Here is an 18,727-nt window from a genome sequence, read left to right as displayed (position 1 = left end):
ATGACCGACGAAGAGCTCGACCTCTCCCGGCTGCAGCCGGTGCTCCCCTCACCCCTGCAGCCGGCCGAGGACGAGCGCTTCGCGCGGCACGGCGTGACGCTGCTCCTCAAGCGCGACGACCTGATCCACCCGGACCTCCCGGGCAACAAGTGGCGCAAACTGGCCCTCAATCTCCGGGCCGCCGCCGGCCGAACCGTTCTCACCTTCGGCGGCGCCTACTCGAACCACCTCCGGGCGACGGCCGCCGCCGGACGCCTGCTGGGCTTCCCCACCGTCGGCGTCGTACGGGGGGACGAACTGGCCGACCGTCCGCTGAACCCCTCACTCGCGCGGTGTGCGGCCGACGGCATGCGTCTGCACTTCGTGGACCGGGCGACCTACCGCGCGAAGGCCTCTCCCGACGTCCTGGAAGGCCTGCTGGGCCTCTTCGGGGAGTGCCTGGTCATCCCGGAGGGCGGCAGCAACGCGCTCGCCGCACAGGGCTGCACAGGGCTCGGCCGGGAGCTGCTCGGCCGGACCGGCACGGTGGCCGTCGCCTGTGGCACCGGCGGCACCCTCGCGGGGCTGGCCGCCGGACTCGGCCACGGACAGCGCGCCCTGGGCATCCCCGTCCTGCGTGGGGGCTTCCTGGGAGCGGCGGTGCGCGATCTGCAGCGGGAGGCCTTCGGCGCCCCGACCGGACAGTGGTCCCTGGACGAACGCTTCCACTTCGGCGGGTACGCCCGCACCACTCCGGAACTGCACGCCTTCGCTGACGACTTCGAGGACCGCCACGGCCTGCCCGTCGAGCGGCTCTACGTGGCCAAACTCCTGTACGGGCTGACGGTGAGGGCCGGGGAGGGCGCCTTCGCTCCGGGCTCCACGGTCACCGCGGTCGTCACGGGCCGTCCGGAACCGCCCGGGGCGTGATCACGCGCCGTCCGACTCCCGGTAGGCGGCGGCCTCCTCCAGGTCCAGCCGCCGCAGCAGGACACGCAGCATCTCGTCGTCGATCCGCCGCTCGTCCCTGAGGCGTACGAAGACCTCGCGCTCGGCGGCGATCATGTCCCTCGCCAGCCGCCGGTAGGTGTCGTCCGCCGATTCCCCGGTGACCGGATTGGCCGCGCCGAGCCTCTCCCAGACCGCGTTGCGGCGCCGTTCCATGACGGCGCGCAGCCGCTGGACGAGGGGATCGGGCAGTGCGTTGCGCGGATCGGCCAGCAGCGCCTCCAGCGAGGCGTCGGCGGCCGTGGAGGCCTCGTTCTGCGCCTGCGCCTCGGCCAGCGTCGCGGCCCGCTCGCTGCGCCTCGGCAGCTTCAGTACGCGTACCAGGAGGGGCAGGCTCAGCCCCTGGACGACCAGCGTCCCGATGACGGTCGTGAAGGTCAGGAAGAGCACCAGGTTGCGAGCGGGGAAGTCCTCCCCGTCGTGCGTGACCATGGGGATGGAGAAGGCGATGGCGAGCGAGACGACGCCCCGCATCCCGGCCCACCCGACAATCAGGGGCGAGCTCCAGGAGAGCTCCCCCTCGCGCTCCCTGATGCGTCTGGAGAGCCAGTGCGGCAGGTAGGTCGCCGGGTACACCCAGACGAAGCGCACCACGACCACGGCCACGAACACGAGGACCGCGTATCCGAAGGCCTCGGACACGCTGTAGGAGCCGAGCCCCCGGAGCACGAAGGGCAGCTGCAGCCCGATGAGGGCGAAGACCGCCGACTCCAGGACGAACGCGACCATCTTCCAGACCGCCGCCTCCTGGAGCCGCGTCGCGAAGTCGACCTGCCAGGAGCGGTGCCCCAGGTAGAGCGCGACGACCACGACGGCGAGCACCCCGGAGGCGTGCACCCGCTCCGCGGCCGCGTAGGCGACGAAAGGGATCAGCAGCGACAGGGTGTTCTGGAGCAGCGCCTCCTTGAGGTGCGTACGCAGCCAGTGCAGCGGCACCATCAGCAGCAGGCCGACACCGATGCCGCCGACCGACGCCAGCACGAATTCACCGATCCCGGCGCCCCAGCTCATGCCCTCGCCGACGGCAGCCGCGAGGGCCACCTTGAACGCGGTGATCGCGGTGGCGTCGTTCACCAGGGACTCACCCTGCAGGATCGTGGTGACCCGGGCGGGCAGTCCCACCCTGCGCGCGATCGCCGCGGCCGTGACGGCGTCCGGCGGGGCGACCACCGCGCCGAGCACCAGTGCGGCGGTGAGCGGCAGGTCCGGGACGAGGAGATAGGCCAGCCATCCCACCGCGACCGTCGCGAAGAGCACGTACCCCACGGAGAGCAGGGCGACCGGCCGCAGGTTGGCCCGCAGATCGAGGTACGAGCTGTCGACCGCCGCCGTGTAGAGCAACGGCGGCAGGAGCAGCGGCAGCACGATGTGCGCGTCCAGCGTGTAGCTCGGCACTCCCGGCAGGTAGGAGGCCAGCAGACCGGCGGCGACCAGCAGCAGCGGCGGGGGCACCGGTGTCCGGCGGGCGGCCCCCGCGACCGCCGCGCTTGCCGCGACCAGCGCCACCAGCGGCAATGCGTCCATCTCACTGTCCTCACATCCGACGTAACGACCTCACCCGTCGTAACGTGGCCATCATGAGTGAGTGCCTCCACGTATCCGAACTGCCGCGCCCCGAACCCGCCCCGCTCAGCGACACCTGCCCCGAGTGTCTGGCGGCCGGCACCCATCCCGTGCAATTGCGGCTCTGCCTCGTCTGCGGTCACGTCGGGTGCTGTGATTCCTCGCCGCTGAAGCACGCGACGGGGCACTTCGAGGCGACCGGTCATCCGGTGATGCGCAGCTTCGAATGCGCGGAGAGCTGGCGCTGGTGCTTCGTGGACGGTTCGATCGTCTGACGTCTGGGTACGTCAAACCGGCGCCGGTTCTTCGCAATTGACCGCCGCAGACCCCTAGCCACTGTGTGTACTCATGTGCCTACCATGAGTAATCAGCGGCTTGCGGTCTCGGCGACACGGCATCATGGGTCGCGACAGCGTCGCCGAACCACAGAACCGACGACGCACCGCATGGCCCCGGGCACCCGTCCCGGAGCCTCGAACGAGTTTGTGCCACCTTGGAGGTGAGGGTGTCCCAGATCGCAGGCGAGCCCGGGAACCAGGACTTCGTAGAGGTCCGGCTGCCCGCTGCGGGTGCCTACCTGTCGGTGCTGCGTACGGCCACGGCCGGCCTCGCAGCGCGCTTGGACTTCACTCTCGACGAGATCGAGGATCTTCGCATCGCGGTCGACGAGGCCTGCGCGATCCTGCTCCAGCAGGCCGTGCCCGGCTCCGTCCTCAGCTGCGTCTTCCGACTCGTCGGCGATTCCCTCGAGGTGACCGTCTCGGCCCCCACGACGGACGGCCGCGCCCCTGAGCGCGACACCTTCGCCTGGACGGTGCTCTCCGCACTGGCCGGCAAGGTCGACTCCACGGTCGCCGACGACCGTACGGTCAGCATCAGCCTCTACAAACAGCGCGGCGCGGGACCCGGGCCGGCGTGAGCGACGGGAACGGGGACGGTCCTGTGCGGGACGAGACGATCCGGTCGGAGCCGGTGCGCCCGGCCGCCCTTCCGGAGCAGCAGGCCCGGCCGCATCCGGAAGGCGGGGCGGAAGGCGCGCAGGGCCGACCGACCGCGCCGGAGCAGTCGCAGACGGAGCGGGCGGGCCGGATGAGCGAGCACGGGCACCACGATCCGCACGACCGCAGTGGGGCACGGGCGCTCTTCATCGAGCTCCGGGAGCTTCCCGACGGGTCGCCGGAGAAGGCCGAGCTGCGCAACCGGCTGGTGCGCATGCATCTGCCGCTCGTGGAGCACCTGGCCCGCAGATTCCGCAACCGCGGCGAGCCGCTGGACGACCTGACGCAGGTCGCCACGATCGGGCTGATCAAGTCGGTCGACCGGTTCGACCCGGACCGCGGCGTCGAGTTCTCGACGTACGCCACCCCCACGGTCGTCGGCGAGATCAAGCGCCACTTCCGGGACAAGGGCTGGGCGGTGCGGGTCCCGCGGCGTCTCCAGGAGCTGCGGCTGTCGTTGACCACGGCAACCGCCGAGCTCTCTCAGCAGCACGGCCGCTCCCCCACCGTGCACGAGCTGGCGGAGCGCCTCGGTATCTCCGAGGAGGAGGTCCTGGAGGGGCTGGAATCGGCCAATGCCTACAGCACCCTCTCGCTCGACGTCCCGGACACGGACGACGAGTCGCCGGCGGTCGCGGACACACTGGGCTCCGAGGACGAGGCGCTGGAAGGCGTCGAGTACCGCGAGTCGCTCAAGCCGCTGCTGGAGGATCTCCCGCCCCGCGAGAAGCGGATCCTGCTGCTGCGTTTCTTCGGCAACATGACCCAGTCGCAGATCGCGCAGGAGGTCGGCATCTCCCAGATGCACGTCTCCCGCCTGCTGGCCCGCACGCTGGCTCAGCTGCGCGAGCGGCTGCTCGTGGAGGAGTAGCCGCCCCTGGGCGTACGGAGCCGTGGCACGGCCGGCAGGACCGGTCGCGCTGCGCGGCAGATCAGGCGTCGGGGGTCGTCCGCGGCCCCCGACGGATGCCCAGGGCCTCCGTCGTCGCGGGATCGAACAACAGCACGAGCGCCGTCACTGCGACCGCCGCGAGGGCGATGCCCGCCGGGATCAGGGCGCCCTGGGCACGCAGCAGCGTCCAGGCCACCGGCAGCGCCATGAGCTGGGTGATGAGAGCGGGGCCCCGGCTCCAGCTGCGGCGCCGCAGCAGGCCACGGGCCGCGAACAGCGGGATCAGGCCGAGTGCCACCAGCGTGAGTCCGCCCATCTCGGCCTGCTGGATGCTGTCGGGCCGGCCGAAAAGACCGACGGCCAGCATGTAGATCCCGCCGACGGCGAGCGCCGCGCCTTCGAGCGCGTTGAGTCCGGCCAGTGCGGCGATCCGCCCCGGCTTCTCCTGGCCGGCCGAGGGCGACGGAGAGGGCGTGTTCTGCTGAGTGCTCACGCCTTTCAGATTCGCATCCCGGCCCCTCGAACGCGAAGCCGGGGCGCCGGCGCACATGGCACGGGGACGGATCACTCTGAGTGACCACGCGTGGACCCGGCGGATCGGGACTTCAGGGAGGTACCGCGCGGTAGGTACTCTGGCGGGCATGCGCGCACTTCTCGTGGTCAACCCAGCTGCCACCACCACCAGCGCGCGTACGCGTGACGTGCTGATCCACGCCTTGGCGAGCGAGATGAAGATCGAGGCCGTGACCACGGAGTACCGCGGGCACGCCCGGGACCTGGGGCGACGGGCAGCCGATTCCGACGACATCGACCTGGTGGTCGCGCTCGGAGGCGACGGCACGGTCAACGAGGTGGTCAACGGACTGCTCCACGACGGCCCGGACCCGGAGGGTCTGCCGAGCCTCGCCGTGGTCCCCGGCGGTTCCACCAACGTCTTCGCCCGGGCCCTGGGCATCCCGAACGACGCCGTGGAGGCGACGGGCGCCATCCTGGACGCCCTCGAGGCCCGCAGCGAGCGCACGGTGGGGCTCGGCCTGGCGGCCGGCACCCCAGGCACGGCGGACGAGGCCGTCCCCGGCCGGTGGTTCACCTTCTGCGCCGGGCTCGGTTTCGACGCGGGCGTCATCGGCCGGGTCGAACAGAAACGCGAGCGGGGCAAGCGCTCGACCCATGCGCTGTACGTGCGCCAGGTGCTGCGGCAGTTCATGGACGACCCGCACCGGCGCAACGGAATGATCACGCTGGAGGTCCCCGGACAGGACCCGGTCACCGACCTCGCGCTGTCGATAATCTGCAACACCGCACCCTGGACCTACCTGGGGAACCGTCCGATATACGCCTCCCCGAAGGCATCCTTCGACAGCGCCCTGGACGTCCTCGGCCTGAAGCATCTCTCCACCCCCGCCGTCGCCCGGTACGCCACTCAGCTGCTCACTTCGAGCCCGGAGAGAGGCCCGCACGGCAAGCACGCCGTGTCCCTGCACGACCTCACGGACTTCACCTTGCATTCCAAGGCTCCACTGCCCTTCCAGATGGACGGCGACCACCTGGGACTGCGTACGAGCGTGACGTTCACAGGCGTACGCCGTGCACTGCGTGTGATTGTGTGAGTAGAAGGGGCGAAAGTCCTTTAACTCGAACGTTTGGGCTGGCCCCCACCCCTTAGAAGTACGGCTGTGACCTAGTCGACACCGAGGAATCAAAAAAAACTTTCCAGAAGGGGTTGTATCCGCCGCCGAGGTTTGCGAATCTCTACATGGCGATCGGGACGGCCCGCAACATCGGCCTCCACTGAGAGCCAGAACCCCTCCTCACCACAACAGGACCACATCCAGTTCATCTGGGCGTCGGACCTTCGTCTGCGGGGGGATTCGTGAAAGCGTTCACATTCACAAGCACCAGCATGTAATACCAAGGAGAGGTAGCAGCCATGGACTGGCGTCACAACGCCGTTTGTCGTGAGGAAGACCCCGAGCTGTTCTTCCCCATCGGCAACACCGGTCCTGCGCTGCTGCAGATCGAGGAAGCCAAGGCCGTCTGCCGTCGCTGCCCCGTCATGGAGCAGTGCCTGCAGTGGGCGCTCGAGTCCGGCCAGGACTCCGGCGTCTGGGGTGGCCTCAGCGAGGACGAGCGCCGCGCAATGAAGCGCCGTGCCGCTCGCAACCGGGCGCGTAACGCCAGCGCCTGACCGACGCCCCCCACAACGAGCCTCAGCCAGGCGGCGCGTACAGAGCGTACGCACAGCCCCGCCTTCGAGTCGCAGCGCGCAGTACCCCCGAAGCGCATCGCACCGTGAGCACCACGCAGTGGGCCCGGACCGTTACAACGGTCCGGGCCCACTGCTGTGCGGCGGCCGTCGCCGCCGCGCTACTTGTCGTGCTGTACGGGGATGTCGAGCACCACCTGCGTGCCGCGTTCCGGGGCCGGGACCATGCCGAAGGTGCCGCCCAGCTCACCCTCCACCAGGGTCCGCACGATCTGCAGTCCGAGATTGCCGGCCCGCTGCGGGTCGAACCCCTCGGGCAGCCCGCGCCCGTCATCCGTCACGGTGATCAGCAGCCGGCCCTCGGTCGGTGAGCCGCCGCGCACCGCGGACACCTCCACCGTGCCCTGCTCGGCCACGGTGAACGCGTGCTCCAGGGCGTTCTGCAGCACCTCGGTCAGCACCATGGAGAGCGGCGTGGCCACCTCCGCGTCGAGAATCCCGAAGCGCCCCGTGCGCCGGCAGGTGACCTTTCCGGGCGAGATCTCCGCGACCATCGCGATCACCCGGTCGGCGATCTCGTCGAACTCGACCCGCTCGTCCAGATTCTGGGACAGCGTCTCATGGACGATGGCGATCGAACCGACGCGCCGCACCGCCTCGTTGAGCGCCTCCCGGCCCCGCTCGGAGTCCATCCGGCGCGCCTGGAGCCGCAACAGGGCGGCCACGGTCTGGAGGTTGTTCTTCACCCGGTGGTGGATCTCCCGGATGGTGGCGTCCTTGGTGATCAATTCCCGCTCGCGACGCCGCAGTTCCGTGACGTCGCGGAGCAGCACCAGCGAACCGATGCGCACCCCCTTGGGCTTGAGCGGGATCGCGCGCAACTGGATGACCCCGCCGGCACCCTCGACCTCGAACTCCCGGGGCGCGTATCCGCTCGCCACCTTGACCAGGGCCTCGTCGACCGGGCCGCGGGACGGTGCGAGTTCGGCGGTGGTCGCCCCGAGGTTGTGGCCGACCAGGTCCGAGGCCAGGCCGAGCCGGTGGTAGGCGGAGAGGCCGTTGGGGCTCGCGTACTGCACGACGCCGTCGGCGTCGAGCCTGATCAGCCCGTCACCGACGCGCGGCGACGCGTCCATGTCGACCTGCTGGCCGGGGAACGGGAAGGAGCCCGCCGCGATCATCTGGGCCAGGTCGGAGGCGGACTGGAGGTAGGTGAGCTCCAGCCTCGACGGCGTGCGCACGGTGAGCAGGTTGGTGTTGCGGGCGATGACCCCGAGGATCCGGCCCTCTCTCCGCACGGGGATCGACTCGACCCGGACAGGCACTTCCTCCCGCCACTCCGGATCCCCCTCGCGCACGATGCGGCCCTCGTCCAGGGCGGCGTCGAGCAGCGGCCGGCGGCCGCGCGGCACGAGGTGGCCGACCATGTCGTCCTGGTAGGAGGTGGGGCCGGTGTTGGGCCGCATCTGCGCGACGGACACATAGCGGGTCCCGTCGCGGGTGGGCACCCACAGGACGAGGTCGGCGAAGGACAGGTCGGAGAGCAGCTGCCACTCCGAGACCAGCAGATGGAGCCACTCGAGGTCGGTGTCACTCAGGGCTGTGTGCTGGCGGACGAGGTCGTTCATGGAGGGCACATGGCGAGCGTACCTGTGCAGACGAAGAGGTTCCGAACCGTTCGGTCCCCGGATACGTGACACTGTGAGGGCGCGTGCGCGGGCGGGAGATTGTCCGCGCACATGGATGGACACAGACTATTGGTCTAGTCCACAATGCACCACGTAGGGGTGACACGGTCAGGACGTGTCCCCTGCGAGACAGACCTCCGCTCTCCCCGCACAGGAGAGCGGATCGAGGTAACCGGCGCTCTCTGCCCTGACTGCGCCGGTGCCTCCAGTGGCCGGAGGCACCGCACACCGCCGGCCAGGCAGGGCCTGCCTTTTGGAACAGGCCGGATCAGCGAGCGGGGTCCGGTGCGTGCAGCTGCAAGGCGGAGGAAGGAGTCGGCGCGGAGCGTCGGCGACTGACGACAACGCGGCAGATGTGCGCACCGGGGCGCGCGAGCCCCGGCCCGTTCCGAAAGGCAGGCCCGCAGCTCCGGGCTGCGGTGCCGGACAGGCTGAGGGTCCTGTCCCGGCGCCGCGGCCCGCGGGTGTTTCCGGGGGCGCTCCCCCCGCGGCCGGGACGGTCCGCCGACAGGGCGACAACCGATGACCCACCGGCGGACGGTTCACCTCACAGCCGTGCCGTTCTGCTAGATTGGCTTCCAGATTGGTCTATACCACATGACGCCACTCTCCAGATCGGCAGGCACAGCGTGGAAGTTGTCATCGTCCCGGACGCCACAGCAGGCGGCGAACTGATCGCGGAGGCCATCGCGTCCCTGCTGAGCAGCAAGCCCGACGCCCTGCTCGGCGTGGCCACCGGCTCGACCCCGCTGCCCATCTACCAGGCCCTCACCGCGAAGGTCCGCTCCGGCGCCGTGGACGCCTCGCGCGTCCGCATCTGCCAGCTCGACGAGTACGTCGGGCTGCCCGCGGGCCACCCCGAGTCGTACCGCTCGGTCGTGCTGCGCGAGGTCGTCGAACCGCTCGGCCTGTCCGAGAAGTCCTTCATGGGCCCGGACGGCACCGCCGAGGACGTCCAGGCGGCCTGCGAGGAGTACGACAAGGCGCTCGCCGAGGCCGGCGGCGTCGACCTCCAGCTGCTCGGCATCGGCACCGACGGGCACATCGGCTTCAACGAGCCGTGCTCCTCGCTCGCCTCCCGCACCCGCATCAAGACGCTGACCGAGCAGACGCGGATCGACAACGCGCGCTTCTTCGACGACGACATCGAGCAGGTGCCCCGCCATGTCATCACCCAGGGCATCGGCACCATCCTGGAGTCGCGCCACCCGATCCTGCTCGCCACCGGCGAGGGCAAGGCCGAAGCGGTCGCCCGGACGGTCGAGGGCCCGGTCGCCTCGGTCGTGCCGGCCTCGGCGCTCCAGCTGCATCCGCACGCCACGGTGGTGGTCGACGAGGCGGCGGCGTCCAAGCTGAAGCTGGCGGACTACTTCCGCGCCACATATGCCGCGAAGCCGCGGTGGCAGGGTCTGTAGGGACCCCGTACGCGTGAGGGCCGGGCACCTGTGACGGTGACCCGGCCCTCACGCGTCGCTCCCCCGGGCTCAGGAGCCCGTGAGCACTTCCGCGGCCGCGACCCCGCAGACCCGCGCCGCGCCGTGCGTGGCGATGTGCAGGGCGCCTCGGGGCGGCGCGTAGGGCAGGCCCATCTCGACCACGACCGTGTCGGGACGGGCGGCCAGTACGCCGTCCAGCGCCTCGCGCATCCACGCGTGCCGGTGGACGTCGCGGACGACGGCGACGATGCGCCGCTCCCCCGCCGCCCTCAGCACCTCGACGGCCGGCGAGGCACTCGCGGTGCTGTAGGTGTCCGTCTCCGTGCCGGGCAGGAGCCGGGCCAGTTCGGCCGCGACGCCCCACGGGGTCTCGTCGCCCACCGCGATGTTGGCCACCGGGGTGAAGGCCGCGACGTAGGCCGGCTCGCGCAGCGGCTCGGCGGTGCCCGTGACCGTCACCGCCCGCCGGGCCGCGACCAGCCCGACGTCGGCTCCGGGGCCGGGCGCGGTCCCCTCCTGCGTGTCCGCGCCCGGCTCCGGGGCAGCCCCCCTGGCCCCCTGCGTCCAGGACGCGAGGGCCCGTACACGTGCGGCCGCGTCGGCCAGCCGCTCCTCGGGCAGTTCACCGGTCCGCACCGCCGTCACCAGCGCGTCGCGCAGCCTCAGCACGGTGTCCTCGTCGGCCAGCCCGCCGCCGACACAGATGGCGTCGGCGCCCGCGGCGATGGCGAGGACGGATCCCCGCTCGATGCCGTACGTGCCGGCGATGGCGTCCATCTCCATGCCGTCGGTGACGATCAGCCCGTCGTAGCCCAGCTCCTCGCGCAGCAGACCGGTGAGGATCTGGGGGCTCAGAGTCGCGGGCCGCGTCGGGTCGAGTGCGGGAAGCAGGATATGTGCGCTCATCACTGATTTGGAACCCGCTGCGATGGCCGCGCGGAAAGGCACCAGCTCACGGGCGTGCAGGGTGTCCAGGTCCACATCGATGCGGGGCAGCGAGTGGTGCGAGTCGACCGCCGTGTCGCCGTGCCCCGGGAAGTGCTTGGTGCACGCCGCGACACCGGCGGACTGGAGGCCCTCGACATACGCGGCGGTGTGGCGGGCGACGAGCCCGGTGCCGGCGCCGAAGGAGCGGACGCCGATGACCGGGTTACCCGGGTTGGAGTTGACGTCGGCGGACGGCGCCCAGTTGAGGTTGACCCCGCACTCGGCCAGCCGGCGGCCGAGCTCCCGGGCGACGGCCCGGGTCAGGTCGGTGTCGTCGACGGAGCCGAGGGCGAGGTTGCCGGGGAAGGACGAGCCGTTGCGGACCTCAAGCCGGGTGACGTCGCCGCCTTCCTCGTCGATCGCGACGAGTACGTCGTCCCGCTCGGCGCGCAGCCGGGCGGTGAGCGCGGAGAGCTGCTCGGGCGAGTGGATGTTCCGGCCGAACAGCCCGACGGAGGCCAGGCCTTCCCCGACCCTGCGCAGGAGCCAGTCCGGGGCGGTCGTCCCGGTGAAGCCTGGCTGGAGCACGGCGAGCGCGTCGCGGGTGACGGTGTCCATGGTGGATACGAGGGTGGTCATGGGGCTGCGTTATCCCTTCACGGCGCCTGAGGTGAGCCCCGTAGCCATCTTCCCCTGGATGATCATGAAGAAGATGACGACCGGGATGGAGATGAGCGTGGAGGCCGCCATCAGCGCCCCGTAGTCCGTTCCGCGTTCCGTCGTGAAGGTCATCAGCCACACGTTGAGCGTGTACTTGGAGTTGTCGTTGATCAGGATGTACGCGAAGAGGTACTCGTTCCAGGCGTTGACCAGCGCGAAGATGGACGCGGCCGCGAGCCCCGGCGCCAGCAGCGGGAAGATGACCCGGCGGAAGGCCTGCATGCGGGTGCAGCCGTCCACCATCGCGGACTCCTCGAGCTCCACGGGGATGTTGATCACGAATCCGCGGATCATGATGGTCGCGAAGGGCAGCGTGGAGACCAGGTAGACGACGATGAGGCCCCAGTACTCGTCGATGCCTCCCATCGCGTTGAGCTGGAGGTAGATCGGGATCAGCATCGCGGTCGGGGGCAGCATCTGGACCAGGATCATGACCATCATCAGCGCCTTCCGTCCGAAGAAGCGGAAACGTCCGATGGCGAGGGCCGCGAGGGTCGCGATGATCATGCCGCCGACGACGGCCGTGACCGAGACGATGAGGCTCGACTGGATGGCGGTGGAGAAGTTGTCCTGCTTCACCGCGCGCGCGAAGTTGTCGAACGTGAGGGAGGACGGCCACAGGGTCTGGTCGTAGGACCGGATCTCGTGGTTGGGGCGCAGCGAACTGACGATCAGCCAGTAGACCGGGAAGGCCATGATCCCGGCCGTGACCAGCGCCAGGATGTTGTAGCCGAGGCGGTTCCTCCTGCGGTCGGGCCGCAGGACCTGGGCCGGCGTGTTCGTGGGCGTGGAGGCGCTCATTCGACCTCTCCCGTCTTGATCAGCTGGCGCAGGTAGTACACGGCGACGCCGGAGAGCATCAGGACGGTGATCAGTGCGATCGCGCTGCCCTGGCTGAAGGAGGTGGACTCGAACGCCTTGGAGAAGGAGTAGAGGCCGAGGGTCTCGTACTCGGGCTCGGGCTTGTTGCCGCGCAGCAGCCAGATCTGGCCGAACACGTTGAAGTCCCAGATGACGGAGAGCGTGGCGACCATCGTGAAGACCGGCTTGATGACGGGCCAGGTCACGTAGCGGTAGACCCCGAACGCGGTGGCTCCGTCGAGGGCGGCCGCCTCCTCCAGCTCCTTGGGGACCTGGGTGAGGGCGGCGTACATCGTGATGACCACGAACGGGATGGCGCCCCAGACGACCAGGAGCGTGATGATGCCGAAGCCCTGCCAGGGGTCGAGGAACCAGTTGTGGCCGAGCCACCGGTCCTCGTTGCCCGTGATGTCGGCGAGCAGCGTGTTGATCAGGCCGTAGTCGGAGTCGGAGAGCCAGCGGAAGACCGACGCGGCAACCATGAGCGGCATGGACCAGGCGGCGATCAGCGCCACCGTGAGGACGAGCCGCACCCAGGTGGAGACCTTCAGCATCATCAGGGCGATGAGCAGGCCGAGACCCATGGTCAGCACGACGCAGACGGTCATGAAGACGACGGTTCTCCCGACGACCGACCAGAACTCCGGGTCGCCGAGGATGTTGGTGAACTGCTCGAAGCCGACCCACGGGGCCTCGCCGTTGCCCCAGAGGGCCGCCCGTCCCAGGTCCTGGAAGGACATGATCACGGTCTTGACCAGCGGGTAGACGTAGACGGCGGCGATCGCCAGGATCGCCGGCAGGATCAGGAGGTAGGGGAGGAGTTCCCCCTTCTTCCGCCGCTTCTTCGGGCGCGGCCCGGCGGTTTCCTGCTCGGAGGGCGAGGTCCCGGTCTTCTCCGGGACACTCGGTACGGGGACCGGTGGACCGGCGGCCTTGGTGTCGGCAGCAGTCACGTGACTGACCTTCCATCGGGATTCCGGGGATCTGCACCCGGGAATCACGGCGTTCTACCTGAGAAAAAGGGGGCGGGGGCCCGGTGTTCGCCGGACCCCCGCCTGGAGAGCCGAAGGCCCGGGGACTACTTGTTGATCAGTTCGTTGATCTTGTCGTCGGCCTTCTTGGCCGCGTCGGCGACCGAACCGCCCTTGAGGATCTCCAGAAGCATGTTCTCCAGGACCTCCTCCTTCTCGATGGAGGTCCAGCCCGGCGCGATCGGCGTGAACCAGGCGTCCGGCACCGCGTTGGCGACGGCGGCCGTCTCGGGCTTGGACTTCAGCGGCTCGAGCTGCTTCTCGTTGTTCGGGAGGATGTTCTTGGAGGTGAGCACCTCCTGCGACTTCTCGCTGGTGAAGAGGGAGACCCACTCCTCACCCAGGTCGGTGACCTTGGACTTGGCGGTCACCGCGAGGTCCGAACCGCCGATGAAGGACGGGAGGGCCTTGCCGTTCGGGCCGGGCATGCCGGCCGTGCCGATCTTGCCCTCGAGCTTGGGGTTGCCGTTGTTGGCGCCGTCGACGACGGAACCGGCCTCCCAGCCGTTGCCGTAGATCAGGGCCGCCTTCTCGTTGGCCATGACGTTGGCGTGGTCCTGCTCGTCCTTGGTCTGGTCGGCCTTGTTGTACTTCTTGACCAGGTTGACGAAGTGCTCGATGCCCTTCTGGGACTCGGGGGAGGAGAGGTTGCCCTTCCACTCCTTCGCGCCCTCGTCGTACTCGGCGATGGAGCCGCCGTAGCCCGCGACGTAGGACATGGCCGCGTACCAGTAACGGCCCGGCAGGTAGAGGGACGAGAAGCGCTTGTCCTTCTTGCTGTACTCGGCCGAGACCTTGTCGAGTGCGGCGAGCATCTCGTCCTCGGTCTGCGGGAGGGCGTCGCTGCCCGTGCCCTTCTTGAGCATGTCCTTGTTGTAGACCGCGACACGGGCGCCCGCGTAGTACGGCACGCAGAACTGCTTGCCCTCGAAGGTGCAGGTGTCCTTCAGACCCTTGATCCAGGTATCCGAGTTGTCGTACTTCTCGGGGTCGATCTCGGCCAGGGCACCGTTGAGGATGTACTGCATCGTCTCGGTGTTGCCGAGCTCGACGACGTCCGGGAACTTGTCGCCACCGAGAGCCGTGTCGAGCTTCTTGGCCTTGTCCGCCCACTGCTGGTACTGGACGTTGACCTTGACCTTCGGGTACTTCTTCTTGAACTGCGCGTTGACGTCCTTGACCAGTTCCGGCCAGGTGCTCTGCGCGTCGACCATGAGCCAGACCGTCAGGCTCTCGGTACGGTCCTTCGGGTCCTTCGAAGCGTTGTCATTACTGTCCCCACCACACGCCGCGATTCCGGTCATCATCGCTGCGACGCCTACTGCCGCTATGAGCTTGCGCTTCATGCCACACCCTCCTCAGGGATACCAGCAACCCCCCGCCCACCGCGAAGACGTACGCCTGGCGCTACCTGTGGGTCTGGGACCTGGTCTTTAATGGTTTAGACCAGTACCGGGAGCTTGGCCTAGACCTTTAGGGGTGTCAAGGGTGTATAAGAAGTGCACTCGCGTCCGTTATCGGACCGACACCTGAGGGAGGGCGACGACCCGTGACCGGACCGTGCCACCATGTGAGCCGCGACAGACGGAGGAGCCGGTGACGGCAGCAACGCAGCAGTCGGGAAGGCGGGCCATGGGTGCCGACGGGGGCAGCAGTACGAGCGAGACCGGTGCGGGAGCGCGCACGGCACGCGTCCCGAAGTACTACCGGCTCAAGCGCCATCTCCTCGAAATGACGGACACCATGCCGCCCGGCACCCCGGTGCCGCCCGAACGGACCCTGGCGGCGGAGTTCGACACCTCGCGCACCACGGTGCGTCAGGCCCTCCAGGAGCTGGTGGTCGAGGGCCGGCTGGAGCGCATCCAGGGCAAGGGCACCTTCGTCGCCAAGCCGAAGGTCTCCCAGGCCCTGCAACTCACCTCCTACACCGAGGACATGCGCGCCCAGGGCCTGGAACCCACCTCCCAGCTGCTGGACATCGGCTACGTCACGGCGGACGACACGCTCGCCGGGCTGCTGGACATCACGACGGGCGGCCGGGTGCTGCGGATCGAGCGGCTCCGGCTCGCCAGCGGTGAACCGATGGCCATCGAGACCACCCACCTCTCGGCCAAGCGCTTCCCCGCGCTGCGCCGTTCACTGGTGAAGTACACCTCGCTCTACACCGCGCTGGCCGAGGTGTACGACGTCCGGCTCGCCGAGGCCGAGGAGACCATCGAGACCTCGCTCGCCACGCCGCGCGAGGCGGGACTGCTCGGCACGGACGTCGGCCTCCCGATGCTCATGCTGTCCCGGCATTCGGTCGACGGAGGGGGCGAACCGGTGGAGTGGGTGCGCTCGGTGTACCGGGGCGACCGGTACAAGTTCGTCGCCCGTCTGAAGCGTCCCGCGGACTGAGCGCCTTCAGGGCCCCGAAACCTCTGATCCCCCTGCACACGCAGGGGGATCAGGCATTTCGGGCGACACCGGACCGTTGCAGGACCGCAATGCGGACGGGGGTGACGGTGGACGGGGCATTCGCTTAGATTTCCTGCGCATTACACCAGGTGATCAGCGAGGGGACGGAGTCGCCACATGCCAGAAGATACCGATGCGAACCCACCAACAGCGCCGACGGTGACACCCATGAGGGTGGTCATCGGGCTCTGCCTGATAGCTCCGTTCGTGGCGATGCTCTGGGTCGGGTCGTACGCGAAGGTCGATCCGACCTTCATAGGCATCCCGTTCTTCTACTGGTACCAGATGCTGTGGGTGCTCATCTCGACCGCTCTCACCATGATCGCGTACAAGCTGTGGCAGCGTGACCAGCGCGCCCGCAAGGGGGGTGCGTCAGCATGAAGGACGGCGTCAACGGCATCGCACTGGCCGTATTCATCTTCTTCTTCGTGGCCGTCACGGTCATCGGTTTCATGGCCGCGCGCTGGCGCAAGGCCGAGAACGAGGCCAGCCTCGACGAATGGGGCCTGGGCGGCCGGTCGTTCGGCACCTGGGTCACCTGGTTCCTGCTCGGCGGCGACCTCTACACGGCGTACACCTTCGTCGCGGTGCCCGCGGCGGTCTACGCGGCGGGCGCGGCCGGCTTCTTCGCCGTCCCCTACACGATCCTCGTCTACCCGCTGATCTTCACCTTCCTGCCGCGTCTGTGGTCGGTGTCGCACAAGCACGGCTACGTCACCACCTCGGACTTCGTCCGTGGCCGCTTCGGCTCGAAGGGGCTCTCGCTGGCGGTCGCCGTCACCGGCATCCTCGCCACGATGCCGTACATCGCGCTCCAACTGGTCGGCATCCAGGCCGTCCTGGACGTCATGGGCGTCGGCGGCGGTGAGAACACGCACTGGTTCATCAAGGACCTGCCGCTGCTCATCGCCTTCGCCGTCCTCGCCGCGTACACCTACTCCTCGGGGCTGCGCGCGCCGGCGCTGATCGCGTTCGTCAAGGACGGGCTGATCTACCTGGTCATCGCGGTGGCGATCATCTACATCCCGATCAAGCTGGGCGGGTTCGACGACATCTTCGCCGCGGCCGGCGAGAAGTTCTCCGCCGCCAACGAGGCGGCCGGCAAACCGGTGGCCGGGCTCGCGCCCGGGGTCTCCGGCCAGTGGGGTTACGCCACCCTGGCCCTGGGCTCGGCGCTGGCGCTCTTCATGTACCCGCACTCGATCACGGCGACGCTCTCCAGCCGCAGCCGTGAGGTGATCCGGCGCAACACCACGATCCTGCCGCTGTACTCGCTGATGCTGGGTCTGCTGGCACTGCTCGGATTCATGGCGATCGCGGCCGGGATCAAGGTCGACAACGGCCAGCTCGCCATTCCGCAGCTCTTCGAGAACATGTTCCCGGACTGGTTCGCGGGTGTGGCCTTCGCCGCGATCGGCATCGGCGCCCTGGTGCCCGCCGCGATCATGTCCATCGCCGCGGCGAACCTCTTCACCCGCAACATCTACAAGGACTTCCTGAAGCCGGACGCGACCCCGGCCCAGGAGACCAAGGTGTCCAAGCTGGTCTCGCTGCTGGTCAAGGTCGGCGCGCTCGCCTTCGTCCTCACCATGGACAAGACGGTCGCGATCAACTTCCAGCTGCTGGGCGGCATCTGGATCCTCCAGACGATGCCGGCCCTGGTGGGCGGCCTCTTCACCCGGTGGTTCCACCGCTGGGCCCTGATCGCCGGCTGGGCGGTCGGCATGATCTACGGCACGGCGGCCGCGTACGGCGTCGCCAGCCCGACCCAGAAGCACTTCGGCGGATCCTCGAAGGAGATCCCGGGGCTCGGCGAGATCGGCTACATCGGTCTCACCGCGTTCGTGCTGAACGTCGTCGTCGTGCTCGTGCTGACCGTCGTCCTCAACGCGGTGAAGGCGCCGGCCGGTGTGGACGAGACCTCCCCGTCGGACTACACGGCGGACGCGGGCGACCCCGGCGTCAAGGTCGAGCTCCCGCCGGCCACGGTGGGTGCACCCGGCGGCCACTGATCCCACAGCGGTCGCTCCGAGGCACGAACGTCCGTCCCGGCAGGGTCTCCCTGCCGGGACGGAGTCGTGTCAGGGCCGGGCTCCCGGGGCCGTCGGCCTCCGAAACCGGGGCGCGCCGCACCCGGCGCCTGGGGCAGACTGCCGCCCATGGACGTATCGATCAGGCCGGCCCGGCACACCCAGTTCGAGGAGCTGGGCGAGATCACCGCGCAGGCGTATCTGGGCGACGGACTCCTGGACTTCGGCGCCGACGACCCGTACCTGGAGCAGCTCCGCGCGGTCGGGCGGCGGGCCGCCGAGGCCGAGGTGCTGGTCGCGCTGGACGCCGACGGCCGGTTGCTGGGCGGTGTCACCTACGTCGCGCCGGGCACCCCGTGGGCGGACATCGCCGGGGAGGACGAGGCCGAGTTCCGGATGCTGGCCGTCTCTCCGGAGGCCCGTGGGCGGGGCGCGGGCGAGGCGCTCGTACGGGCCTGTATCGAGCGGGCACGGGCCGCCGGAGGGCTCTCCGGGATCGTCCTGTCGACGCAGTCCGCCATGCTGGGCGCCCATCGGATCTACCGCCGCCTCGGCTTCGTACGGACTCCGGAGCGGGACTGGTACCCGCTGCCGGGCCTCGCGCTCCTGACATTCCGCCTGGAGCTCTGACCCTTCACGACACAAGATGTGGGGGCTTCTCCAATCGGGAGCCCCCACATGTATGCTCGACCTCGCTGTCGCCGCAGGGGAATCCGGTGAGAATCCGGAACTGTCCCGCAACGGTGTGATCGGTGTGCTTATCCGCATCCCGAAGTCCGAAGACCTGTCGACAGTGCGCCCGGCTCGACCGAACCGGGTGCCGATACGTCCGGGCCCCGCGGAGGGCCGGTGGACGCCGCGCGCCGTGCTGCCCTTCCCCGGGCGCCGCCGTGCCCGGCTGCCCCGCTCCCGCAGGCCCCGAGCCGAGCGA

The 18,727-nt window shown here is 69.4% G+C and carries 18 protein-coding genes and 1 riboswitch; of the genes, 11 read left to right on the top strand and 7 right to left on the bottom strand.

The window, feature by feature from the left end; translation table 11 throughout:
- Entirely contained in the window at positions 1 to 909 is a 909-nt protein-coding gene (locus OG379_RS25930; protein ID WP_405665412.1) for a 1-aminocyclopropane-1-carboxylate deaminase/D-cysteine desulfhydrase, read from the top strand.
- Here the strand turns inward: OG379_RS25930 and OG379_RS25925 are convergent, their stop codons facing one another.
- On the bottom strand, positions 910 to 2,511 hold the full coding sequence (locus OG379_RS25925; RefSeq protein WP_405665410.1) for a Na+/H+ antiporter: 1,602 nt from the start codon (positions 2,509 to 2,511) through the stop codon (positions 910 to 912).
- A gap of 53 nt (positions 2,512 to 2,564) precedes the next feature.
- Here OG379_RS25925 and OG379_RS25920 point away from each other — a divergent pair, with 53 nt between their 5' ends.
- From OG379_RS25920 to OG379_RS25910, 3 genes are all read left to right on the top strand, one after another.
- Complete coding sequence (locus OG379_RS25920; protein ID WP_405665408.1) at positions 2,565 to 2,825, top strand: UBP-type zinc finger domain-containing protein; 261 nt, start codon at positions 2,565 to 2,567, stop codon at positions 2,823 to 2,825.
- A gap of 230 nt (positions 2,826 to 3,055) precedes the next feature.
- The gene (locus OG379_RS25915; protein ID WP_014154139.1) at positions 3,056 to 3,469 is read left to right on the top strand and encodes an anti-sigma regulatory factor; all 414 of its coding nucleotides are present in this window, start codon (positions 3,056 to 3,058) and stop codon (positions 3,467 to 3,469) included.
- The gene (locus OG379_RS25910; RefSeq protein ID WP_405665407.1) at positions 3,466 to 4,419 is read left to right on the top strand and encodes an RNA polymerase sigma factor SigF; all 954 of its coding nucleotides are present in this window, start codon (positions 3,466 to 3,468) and stop codon (positions 4,417 to 4,419) included. The genes OG379_RS25915 and OG379_RS25910 overlap by 4 nt, the downstream gene beginning before the upstream one ends.
- Before the next feature lie 61 nt (positions 4,420 to 4,480).
- Here OG379_RS25910 and OG379_RS25905 read toward each other — a convergent pair whose 3' ends face one another.
- Positions 4,481 to 4,933 (bottom strand): hypothetical protein, encoded by a 453-nt coding sequence (locus OG379_RS25905; protein WP_393763459.1) that lies wholly within the window; start codon positions 4,931 to 4,933, stop codon positions 4,481 to 4,483.
- Positions 4,934 to 5,081: 148 nt separating this feature from the next.
- Between OG379_RS25905 and OG379_RS25900 the strand changes: the two genes are divergently transcribed.
- Complete coding sequence (locus tag OG379_RS25900; RefSeq protein ID WP_405665405.1) at positions 5,082 to 6,050, top strand: diacylglycerol/lipid kinase family protein; 969 nt, start codon at positions 5,082 to 5,084, stop codon at positions 6,048 to 6,050.
- A 320-nt stretch (positions 6,051 to 6,370) separates the two neighbouring features.
- Positions 6,371 to 6,628 carry a WhiB family transcriptional regulator gene (locus OG379_RS25895; protein ID WP_003953983.1) on the top strand — a complete coding sequence of 86 codons (258 nt, stop codon included), beginning with the start codon at positions 6,371 to 6,373 and terminating at the stop codon, positions 6,626 to 6,628.
- Positions 6,629 to 6,807: 179 nt separating this feature from the next.
- Here the strand turns inward: OG379_RS25895 and OG379_RS25890 are convergent, their stop codons facing one another.
- Positions 6,808 to 8,274 carry a sensor histidine kinase gene (locus tag OG379_RS25890; protein ID WP_393763597.1) on the bottom strand — a complete coding sequence of 489 codons (1,467 nt, stop codon included), beginning with the start codon at positions 8,272 to 8,274 and terminating at the stop codon, positions 6,808 to 6,810.
- A gap of 689 nt (positions 8,275 to 8,963) precedes the next feature.
- Between OG379_RS25890 and nagB the strand changes: the two genes are divergently transcribed.
- Positions 8,964 to 9,749, top strand: a complete 786-nt coding sequence (gene nagB, locus OG379_RS25885) for a glucosamine-6-phosphate deaminase (RefSeq protein WP_405665403.1) — start codon at positions 8,964 to 8,966, stop codon at positions 9,747 to 9,749.
- Between the two features lie 69 nt (positions 9,750 to 9,818).
- Here nagB and OG379_RS25880 read toward each other — a convergent pair whose 3' ends face one another.
- From OG379_RS25880 to OG379_RS25865, 4 genes are all read right to left on the bottom strand, one after another.
- Positions 9,819 to 11,336 (bottom strand): glycoside hydrolase family 3 protein, encoded by a 1,518-nt coding sequence (locus OG379_RS25880; protein WP_405665401.1) that lies wholly within the window; start codon positions 11,334 to 11,336, stop codon positions 9,819 to 9,821.
- Between the two features lie 9 nt (positions 11,337 to 11,345).
- Positions 11,346 to 12,218 (bottom strand): carbohydrate ABC transporter permease, encoded by an 873-nt coding sequence (locus OG379_RS25875; RefSeq protein WP_393763451.1) that lies wholly within the window; start codon positions 12,216 to 12,218, stop codon positions 11,346 to 11,348.
- Complete coding sequence (locus OG379_RS25870; RefSeq protein WP_393763449.1) at positions 12,215 to 13,231, bottom strand: carbohydrate ABC transporter permease; 1,017 nt, start codon at positions 13,229 to 13,231, stop codon at positions 12,215 to 12,217. Before OG379_RS25870 ends, OG379_RS25875 begins: the two co-directional genes overlap by 4 nt.
- A gap of 125 nt (positions 13,232 to 13,356) precedes the next feature.
- On the bottom strand, positions 13,357 to 14,655 hold the full coding sequence (locus OG379_RS25865) for a sugar ABC transporter substrate-binding protein (protein WP_405665398.1): 1,299 nt from the start codon (positions 14,653 to 14,655) through the stop codon (positions 13,357 to 13,359).
- Positions 14,656 to 14,941: 286 nt separating this feature from the next.
- On the opposite strand from OG379_RS25865, the gene OG379_RS25860 reads away from it, so the two are divergent.
- From OG379_RS25860 to OG379_RS25845, 4 genes are all read left to right on the top strand, one after another.
- Positions 14,942 to 15,706, top strand: a complete 765-nt coding sequence (locus OG379_RS25860) for a GntR family transcriptional regulator (RefSeq protein WP_393763594.1) — start codon at positions 14,942 to 14,944, stop codon at positions 15,704 to 15,706.
- Positions 15,707 to 15,883: 177 nt separating this feature from the next.
- Positions 15,884 to 16,147, top strand: a complete 264-nt coding sequence (locus OG379_RS25855) for a DUF3311 domain-containing protein (protein ID WP_393763445.1) — start codon at positions 15,884 to 15,886, stop codon at positions 16,145 to 16,147.
- Positions 16,144 to 17,778, top strand: a complete 1,635-nt coding sequence (gene mctP, locus OG379_RS25850; RefSeq protein ID WP_405665395.1) for a monocarboxylate uptake permease MctP — start codon at positions 16,144 to 16,146, stop codon at positions 17,776 to 17,778. Before OG379_RS25855 ends, mctP begins: the two co-directional genes overlap by 4 nt.
- Positions 17,779 to 17,925: 147 nt before the next feature.
- On the top strand, positions 17,926 to 18,426 hold the full coding sequence (locus OG379_RS25845) for a GNAT family N-acetyltransferase (protein ID WP_405665393.1): 501 nt from the start codon (positions 17,926 to 17,928) through the stop codon (positions 18,424 to 18,426).
- A gap of 40 nt (positions 18,427 to 18,466) precedes the next feature.
- Positions 18,467 to 18,603, top strand: a riboswitch (cobalamin riboswitch).
- The last annotated feature ends 124 nt before the right edge of the window (positions 18,604 to 18,727 follow it).

The organism is Streptomyces sp. NBC_01166, assembly GCF_045039765.1.
In the GTDB taxonomy this organism is placed as follows: Bacteria; Actinomycetota; Actinomycetes; order Streptomycetales; family Streptomycetaceae; genus Streptomyces.
Note: the sequence above shows the minus strand (reverse complement) of the source record. Positions and strands in the feature narration are given on the sequence as shown.

Excerpts from the sequence above, each read along its gene's own strand:
- OG379_RS25865 (WP_405665398.1), bottom strand. The coding sequence starts at position 14,655 with ATGAAGCGCAAGCTCATAGCGGCAGTAGGCGTCGCAGCGATGATGACC.
- OG379_RS25860 (WP_393763594.1), top strand. The coding sequence starts at position 14,942 with ATGGGTGCCGACGGGGGCAGCAGTACGAGCGAGACCGGTGCGGGAGCG.
- OG379_RS25880 (WP_405665401.1), bottom strand. The coding sequence starts at position 11,336 with ATGACCACCCTCGTATCCACCATGGACACCGTCACCCGCGACGCGCTC.
- mctP (WP_405665395.1), top strand. The coding sequence starts at position 16,144 with ATGAAGGACGGCGTCAACGGCATCGCACTGGCCGTATTCATCTTCTTC.
- OG379_RS25900 (WP_405665405.1), top strand. The coding sequence starts at position 5,082 with ATGCGCGCACTTCTCGTGGTCAACCCAGCTGCCACCACCACCAGCGCG.
- OG379_RS25895 (WP_003953983.1), top strand. The coding sequence starts at position 6,371 with ATGGACTGGCGTCACAACGCCGTTTGTCGTGAGGAAGACCCCGAGCTG.
- OG379_RS25875 (WP_393763451.1), bottom strand. The coding sequence starts at position 12,218 with ATGAGCGCCTCCACGCCCACGAACACGCCGGCCCAGGTCCTGCGGCCC.
- OG379_RS25890 (WP_393763597.1), bottom strand. The coding sequence starts at position 8,274 with ATGAACGACCTCGTCCGCCAGCACACAGCCCTGAGTGACACCGACCTC.
- OG379_RS25930 (WP_405665412.1), top strand. The coding sequence starts at position 1 with ATGACCGACGAAGAGCTCGACCTCTCCCGGCTGCAGCCGGTGCTCCCC.
- OG379_RS25920 (WP_405665408.1), top strand. The coding sequence starts at position 2,565 with ATGAGTGAGTGCCTCCACGTATCCGAACTGCCGCGCCCCGAACCCGCC.
- OG379_RS25855 (WP_393763445.1), top strand. The coding sequence starts at position 15,884 with ATGCCAGAAGATACCGATGCGAACCCACCAACAGCGCCGACGGTGACA.
- OG379_RS25845 (WP_405665393.1), top strand. The coding sequence starts at position 17,926 with ATGGACGTATCGATCAGGCCGGCCCGGCACACCCAGTTCGAGGAGCTG.
- OG379_RS25925 (WP_405665410.1), bottom strand. The coding sequence starts at position 2,511 with ATGGACGCATTGCCGCTGGTGGCGCTGGTCGCGGCAAGCGCGGCGGTC.